A 7,658-nucleotide genomic window follows, 5' to 3' on the forward strand; every position below is an offset into this window, starting at 1 on the left:
GGTCCCCCCTCCAGGGGGCGCGTGACCTTCCTGCCCCTCACCGACCCCGGTGGGGGGCAGCCACGTATCCGCCGAGCGTCCGCCCGGTGGGGGCTGGTCGCGCAGTTCCCCGCGCCCCTACGGGGCTCGACCTCTTCCGCCGGGCGCAGACGAAGGGCCTGCTTTTCAGGGGCGCGGGGAACTGCGCGGCGAGCCCCCACCGGGGGCGCGGGGGAGAACCGGCCCCGGCGGGGCAGACGCTGTGGGTTCTCGGGCTGAAAGCCCGGCGGGGGGCCTACTCGGGCCCGGGGTCCGGCTCGGGCCGGGGGACGACGGGGTCCGGGGCGGCGACCGGAGCAGGCGGCAGCGTCGGCATGGGCGGAACGGCCGGAGGCGGCGGCTCCGCAGGAAGTGGCGGTGGAACCGCAGGCACCGGGACCTCGGCGGACGCCGAAACGGCGCGGGTCGGCCGCAAGGCGGCGGCATGGCGCCGCACCGCGGGGCCGCACCGCCCCCAGAGCCCGCGCGCGGCGCGCGCGGTGGCGGCAGGCCAGCCGAGGGGCCGCAGGGCCCGGACCCAACCGGCCCAGGTCCGGGGACGGAAGACCGCGGCCCCGTCCCGGTGCCAGCGCAGCGCCACGGCCCCGGGCGCACCGAGCAGCAGCGTCCAGGCGAGCGCGGCGAGGCCGGTGGCCCACCAGGAGGGGCCGAAGGCGGCGAGGGTGACGGTGCCGAGGGGCCCGCCCGACACGGCGGCCAGCAGCGCGAAGGCGACCCCGGTGACGAGGGCCGCCGCGGAGGCCACCGAGGCCGTACGCCGCAGGCTCCACGCGTCGGCGGCGCGCCCCACGGACCGGGCGACGAGAACCCCCGCGCAAACGGGCACGGCGAGGGTGGCCCACCCGACGAACCCCCCGCTCCCCTCGTCCGGCAACGCGGCGAGCAGCGGAAATCCGGGCAGCGTCGGATAGCCGGAGGCCCCGGCGGGAGCGACCGCGCTGCCGACGCCGACGGCGAACCCCGGCCCGAGCGCGTACGAGGCCCCCCAGACGGCGAGGTTGGGGACGAGCGCGACCGCGACGAGCAGGACGGCGAGCTGTCCGGCCGGTGGCGCGCTGAGCTGCGCGAAGGTCCGCCCGGCGGCCCCGGCGTGCCACGCGAGGGCGGCGGCGCCGATGAGCGCGCCGCCGCCGATGACGACGCCCACCGCCGTCCCGGCGGCCCGCAGCGCGACGACGGCCTCCCGGCCGTACGGCCCGACCCGCGCGAGTGACGGCCGCCCGCACCCCGACCACGCCCCGGCGGCGGTCACGGCGGTCGCGAAGAGCGGCACGTAGAGCAGCGCGGCGAGGACGTCGACGCGGAAGGACCCGCCCGCGGCGTACGCGACGGCGCCGGACGCGGCGGCCAGGTATCCGCCGAGCAGCCAGCCCGCGGTGGCGGCCACCGTACGGACGTCGGCCGCGGGCCGCGGGCCGTCCTCGCCCCCGGCCGCCGTGCGGACCGCGGAGGCCGCGGCGCGGAAGAGCAGCCAGCCCGGCAGGGCGGTGAGCAGCAGCGGGGTCACACCGACGGGCGCGGCGGCGCCGGAGAGCGTCTCCGTACGGACCAGGTCGGCGCCCTGGGCCAGCAGCCACAGGGCGGCGCCGACGTGCAGGGCGCCGCCGAGGCCGCTGTCGGGGAAGGGCGAGGCGATCCAGAGCAGGAGGACGACGGCGCCGAGGACGCCGAGGCCGAGCCCGGCGGCGACCGCTCCCCCGGCGAACGCGGTGGCGCGTGCCGCCGCGACCCGCCGGGCAGCGGCCTCGGCGGACAGTGCCGCGATGCGATCGGTCGTATGGGTCACGGCGACCCATGGTGCCAACAACACCCGTTTCGCCCCGGCAGCGGGCGAAAAGTCGTCGTGTCGCACATGATGGGCGCTATGTGTCCTTTTTTCACACTGTCACATGTACGGGTATCCGTACGAGCACGGGTACGGCGTGACGGCTCGGGGTCGCCGCGGTGAGCGCCCGCAGGCGCACCGGCGGGACACAGTCACCGCCCAAGCCCGTACCGGCCAAGCAGAAGCCGACGTCGCGGCAGCGGCAGAAACCGCCGTCGTCCGGCGCGCCCGCACCTGCCGCGGACCCGGCTCCGTCCCAGAGCCCCACGGGTCCCGCGCCCAAGAGCCCGGCGCCCGAGGGGCCGGCCGCGAAGAGCCCGCCGTCCAAGAGCCCCGCGGCGAAGGCCCCTCCGCCCACGGCTCCGGCGCGCAAAAGGCCCCCGCGCTCCCCCGCGCCCACCCGTGAGCCGGTCGGTCTGGGCCGCGTGGCGGTCGTGGCCGCGCCCGTCGTGGCACAGGCCCCGCCGGTGCTCCCCGGCCCGAGCCCCGAGGCCGCCTTCGACGCGCTGTACGCGCACTGCGCGGACCCGCTCGTGCGCCAGGTCCTGGTCCTGACCGGCAGTCCGCGGCTCGCCGACGACGCCGTGGCCCGCGCCTTCGACCAGGCGTGGCAGCGGTGGCCGGAGGTGGCGCGGGACGCCGATCCGGTCGGCTGGCTGCGCGCGAACGCCTACGCGTTCGCCCTCGCGCCCTGGCAGCGCTGGGTCCCGGCCCACCGCCGCGAACCCGCCGCCCCGGCCGCCCCCGTCCCCCTGGCGGCGGCCCTGCTGCGGCTGCCGGCCGAGCACCGCCGCGCCCTGCTCCTCTACGACGGCCTCGGCCTCGATCTGCCCGGCACCGCCGCCGAGACCGAGTCCAGTACGCCCATCACCGCGGCACGCATCACCCACGCGCGGGCCGCCCTGACCACGGCGCTGCCGGAACTCTCCGAGGACGGCCAGCCCCTGTCCGTGGAACTCGGCGCGCTGCTCGCCGACGAGCAGGACGACGCCGCGCCCGCGCGTACCCGGAAGCCGGCCGCCGTACGGGACGCGAGCGAGCGCGGTGTACGGCGGCGTACGGTCGCGGCCTTCGCCCTGACCGCCCTGATCGTGACGGCCACCGTCGTGACCATGGCGGTCGCGCCCGACCACAGCGAGCCGGTGCCGCCCCGGCACGCCCGCGAGGCGGGCCACAACCGCGCCGACACCCCCGGCGCCCCGGGCCACGCCCCCTCCGACGACCCGGCGCGCGTGACAACGGACGCACGCACCGACGTACCCCCGCCCGTCCCGCCCCGCGTCCCCCCGGCCGCACACCGCAACCCCCGCCCCGGCCTACGGGACGAGCACGGGGCACGACTCCGCCCGGACACCGGCAAACCGCCGCTGCCCTGAGGTCTTGGCCGCAGGCGCGGTCCGGGCGGGGACGGCAGCGGCGAACGGCCGCTGGGCCGAGCTCCGTCCGCGCGACGCGGAAACGGCGCGGGTCCGGCCCCTTCCGAGGAAGGGAACCGGACCCGCGCCGGGTGGCGTGCCGAGCCGACCGCGGGTCAGCCGGCCAGGATCGACCGCGCGAGGCGCGCCGTCTCGGACGGCGTCTTGCCGACCTTGACGCCCGCGGCCTCCAGGGCCTCCTTCTTGGCCTGCGCCGTGCCGGAGGAGCCGGAGACGATGGCGCCCGCGTGGCCCATCGTCTTGCCCTCGGGCGCGGTGAAACCGGCGACGTAGCCGACGACCGGCTTCGTCACGTTCTTCTCGATGAAGGCCGCGGCCCGCTCCTCGGCGTCGCCGCCGATCTCGCCGATCATGACGATCAGGTCGGTGTCGGGGTCGGCCTCGAACGCGGCGAGCGCGTCGATGTGCGTGGTGCCGATGATCGGGTCACCGCCGATGCCGACGGCGGACGAGAAGCCGATGTCGCGCAGCTCGTACATCATCTGGTACGTCAGGGTGCCGGACTTGGAGACCAGGCCGATGCGGCCGGGCTTGGTGATGTCGCCCGGAATGATGCCCGCGTTGGACTGGCCGGGGGTGATCAGGCCGGGGCAGTTCGGGCCGATGATCCGGGTCTTGTTGCCCTTGGCCTGGGCGAGCGCCCAGAACGCGGCGGAGTCGTGCACCGCGACGCCCTCGGTGATCACCACGGCGAGCGGGATCTCGGCCTCGATGGCCTCGACCACGGCGTCCTTGGTGAACTTCTCCGGGACGAAGATGACCGTCACGTCCGCGCCGGTGGCCTCGATGGCCTCCTTGACGGAGCCGAAGACCGGGACCTCGCCCTGGTCGAAGGAGACGGTGGTGCCCGCCTTGCGCGGGTTGACGCCGCCGACGATGTTCGTGCCGTCGGCGAGCATGAGCGTGGTGTGCTTCATGCCGGTGGCGCCGGTCATGCCCTGGACGATGACCTTGCTGTCCTTGGTCAGGAAGATAGCCATGGTTGTCGGTGTCCTCGTCCCTTACTTCGCAGCCAGCTCGGCGGCCTTGTCGGCCGCTCCGTCCATGGTGTCCACGCGCTGTACCAGCGGGTGGTTCGCGTCGGACAGGATCTTGCGACCCAGCTCCGCGTTGTTGCCGTCCAGGCGTACGACCAGCGGCTTCGTGACGTTCTCACCCTTGGACTTGAGCAGCTCCAGGGCCTGCACGATGCCGTTGGCGACCTCGTCGCAGGCGGTGATGCCGCCGAAGACGTTGACGAAGACGGACTTGACGTCCGGGTCGCCGAGGATGATCTCCAGGCCGTTGGCCATCACCTCGGCGGACGCGCCGCCGCCGATGTCCAGGAAGTTGGCGGGCTTCACGCCGCCGTGCGCCTCACCGGCGTAGGCGACGACGTCGAGGGTGCTCATGACGAGCCCCGCGCCGTTGCCGATGATGCCGACCTCGCCTTCCAGCTTCACGTAGTTGAGGCCCTTGGCCTTGGCCTTCGCCTCCAGCGGGTTGGCGGCGGCCTTGTCCTCGAGCGCCTCGTGCTCCGGCTGCCGGAACGCGGCGTTCTCGTCGAGCGAGACCTTGCCATCGAGCGCGACGATCTTGCCCTCGCCGGTCTTGACCAGCGGGTTGACCTCGACCAGCAGGGCGTCTTCCTTGACGAAGACGGTCCAGAGCTGCTGGAGGACGGAGGCGACCTGGTCGGCGATGTCGGCCGGGAACTTCGCGGCGGCGACGATCTCGGCGGCCTTCTCCGGGGTCACACCCTCCAGGGCGTCGACCGGGACCTTGGCCAGCGCGTCCGGGTTCTCCTCGGCGACGACCTCGATCTCGACACCGCCCTCGACGGAGGCCATGGCGAGGAAGGTGCGGTTGGTGCGGTCCAGCAGGAAGGAGACGTAGTACTCCTCCTTGATGTCCGCGGTCTCGGCGAGCATCACCTTGTGGACCGTGTGGCCCTTGATGTCCATGCCCAGGATCGCGTCGGCCTTGGCCACCGCGTCGGCCGGGTCGGCGGCCAGCTTCACGCCACCGGCCTTGCCGCGGCCGCCCACCTTGACCTGAGCCTTGACGACCGCACGGCCGCCCAGTCGCTCCGCCACCTCGCGCGCCGCCTCAGGCGTGTCGATGACTTCACCGGCCAGCACCGGTACACCGTGCTTGGCGAAGAGGTCCCTCGCCTGGTACTCGAACAGGTCCACGCGCGTCCGTCTCCCTTTTCCCTGGTTTCCAGGGTTCCTGGTTTCCCTGGAATTCAGCATTTCGCAAGCTACTGCCGCCTGATGTGTGCGGCGCTGCGTGCGTTTCTGCCTGATCTGCCTGGGCGTGCCGCTACGGGCAGGGCGACTGCACTGTCACAAGGGAAGCGCACACGGTGACCGAGTACGCGGCATGTCCGTCTCGCAGGTTATCGCCGAGGGCGGTGACGGGCTAAATCGCAGATCACATGTGGGCGGTGAGAACGGTCACAGATCACCGTCCGGGTCCGTTCCCGATCGTCGTTCACGCCTCCGGTATCGGAATCGGGCGTTTCTCGATCGCCGCTGCCATCACATCGGGAAAGAGGTCGGGGGTGCAGGCGAACGCGGGTGCGCCGAGGGCGGCGAGCGCGGCGGCGTGGTCGTGGTCGTAGGCGGGCGCGCCCTCGTCGGACAGCGCGAGCAGCGCCACGAACTGGACGCCGGCCGCCTTCATGGCCGCCACCCGCTTCAGCATCTCGTCGCGGATACCGCCCTCGTAGAGATCGCTGATCAGTACGACGACGGTTTCGGCCGGACGGGTGATCAGGCCCTGGCAGTACGCGAGCGCCCGGTTGATGTCGGTGCCGCCGCCGAGCTGGGTGCCGAACAGCACGTCCACCGGGTCGTCCAGCTCGTCGGTGAGGTCGACCACGGCGGTGTCGAAGACGACGAGCTTGGTGGCGATCGACCGCATCGAGGCCAGGACGGCGCCGAAGACGGACGCGTAGACGACGGAGGCGGCCATCGAACCCGACTGGTCGATGCAGAGGACGACGTCCTTCTTCACCGCCTGGTCGGCGCGGCCGTAGCCGATCAGCCGCTCGGGCACGACGGTGCCGTGCTCGGGCAGGTAGTTCTTGAGGTTGGCGCGGATCGTGCGGTTCCAGTCGATGTCCCGGTGCCGGGGGCGGCTGACCCGCGCCGAGCGGTCGAGCGCGCCGGTGAGGGTGGCGCGGGTCCGGGTGGCGAGCCGCTTCTCCAGGTCGTCCACGACCTTGCGGACCACCATCCGCGCCGTCTCCTTGGTGGTGTCGGGCATCGCCTTGTTCAGCGACAGCAGCGTGCCGACCAGGTGCACGTCGGCCTCCACGGCCTCCAGCATCTCCGGCTCCAGCAGCAGCGCCGACAGCCCGAGCCGGTCGATCGCGTCCCGCTGCATCACCTGGACGACGGAGCTGGGGAAGTACGTACGGATGTCGCCGAGCCAGCGGGCCACTTGCGGCGCGGAGCCGCCGAGGCCCGCAGAACGGTCGGCCCCGCGCCCCGAGGCGCTGCCCGTGCCGCCGTACAGCGCGCCGAGGGTACGGTCCATCGCCGCGTCCCTGCCGGTCAGTTCGCACCCGGTGCCGTCGGCGCCCCCGCCGCCGAGCACGAGCCGCCAGCGGCGCAGCCGCTCATCGGTGTCAGTCATCTGCCTGGTCCCCCTCGTTGGTCAGCCTGGCGGCGAGATCGGTCGTGGTGGTCGTGCCCAGCAGCAGCCGGACGGTGTGCAGGACGGCGTCGGCGCGGGCCGCGTCGAGGCCGGTGCCGAAGCCGGGCAGGCCCGGGTCCGACGCGGTGGCCGGGCGGCGCGCCGCCGAGGGGCCGCGCCGCACCAACTCCCCCACGCTGCGCCGCACTCCGGTCTCGAAGTCCGCGAAGGTCCGCCGCAGCAGGGGCAGCACGTCGTTGAACGCCGTCGCCGGTACGGCCGCCAGCCAGCCGTCGACCAGCGCCAGCAGCCGCTCGTCGTGCACCAGCAGCATCCCGCCGCCGGACAGGAACCCCTCGATCCACGCGGCCCCCTCCGCGGGCCCCGTCCCCGGCGACAGCGCCAGCCCCATCAGCCGCGCCGCGTCCTCCGCCTCGATCCGCCCGTCGTCCATGAGCAGCCGCGTCGCGGCCCCCCTCAGCAGCCCGGGTATCGCCCCGTCCCGCTCGGCCAACCCCCGCAGCGTCCCCGCCCACCGCTCCCGAAGGTCCCCCCCAGAAACATCCCCCCGCCCCCGCGCGCTGGCCCCGGAGACCAGCGCGGCGCCGGGTGCGGGTGCGGGTGCGGTGCCGGAGGCGGGTGCGGTGCCGGAGGCGGGTGCGGTGCCGGAGGCGGGTGCGGTGCCGGAGGCGGGTGCGGTGCCGGAGGCGGGTGCGGTGCCGGAGGCGGGTGCG

Annotated in this window: 6 protein-coding genes; 1 reads left to right on the plus strand and 5 read right to left on the minus strand. The window is 74.4% G+C overall.

The window, feature by feature from the left end; all coding sequences use genetic code 11:
- Positions 1–274: 274 nt before the first annotated feature.
- The gene (locus ACIQCJ_RS10500) at positions 275–1,825 is read right to left on the minus strand and encodes a DUF6350 family protein (RefSeq protein WP_402711166.1); all 1,551 of its coding nucleotides are present in this window, start codon (positions 1,823–1,825) and stop codon (positions 275–277) included.
- Between the two features lie 464 nt (positions 1,826–2,289).
- On the opposite strand from ACIQCJ_RS10500, the gene ACIQCJ_RS10505 reads away from it, so the two are divergent.
- Complete coding sequence (locus ACIQCJ_RS10505; protein WP_402711167.1) at positions 2,290–3,240, plus strand: RNA polymerase subunit sigma-70; 951 nt, start codon at positions 2,290–2,292, stop codon at positions 3,238–3,240.
- Positions 3,241–3,395: 155 nt separating this feature from the next.
- Here the strand turns inward: ACIQCJ_RS10505 and sucD are convergent, their stop codons facing one another.
- The 4 genes from sucD to ACIQCJ_RS10525 form a co-directional block, all read right to left on the minus strand.
- Entirely contained in the window at positions 3,396–4,280 is an 885-nt protein-coding gene (gene sucD / locus ACIQCJ_RS10510) for a succinate--CoA ligase subunit alpha (protein WP_355336840.1), read from the minus strand.
- A 21-nt stretch (positions 4,281–4,301) separates the two neighbouring features.
- A complete protein-coding gene (gene sucC, locus ACIQCJ_RS10515; protein ID WP_355336839.1) occupies positions 4,302–5,474 on the minus strand; it encodes an ADP-forming succinate--CoA ligase subunit beta in 1,173 nt (390 codons plus the stop codon).
- A gap of 301 nt (positions 5,475–5,775) precedes the next feature.
- Positions 5,776–6,924, minus strand: coding sequence for a VWA domain-containing protein (locus ACIQCJ_RS10520; protein ID WP_355336838.1), 1,149 nt, complete (start codon positions 6,922–6,924; stop codon positions 5,776–5,778).
- Positions 6,917–7,658, minus strand: a 742-nt coding sequence (locus ACIQCJ_RS10525) for a DUF5682 family protein (protein WP_402711168.1), incomplete at its 5' end; no start/stop codon positions are given. The genes ACIQCJ_RS10520 and ACIQCJ_RS10525, both read right to left, overlap by 8 nt.

The sequence above is a fragment of the Streptomyces sp. NPDC093221 genome (assembly GCF_044753885.1).
In the GTDB taxonomy this organism is placed as follows: domain Bacteria; phylum Actinomycetota; class Actinomycetes; order Streptomycetales; family Streptomycetaceae; genus Actinacidiphila.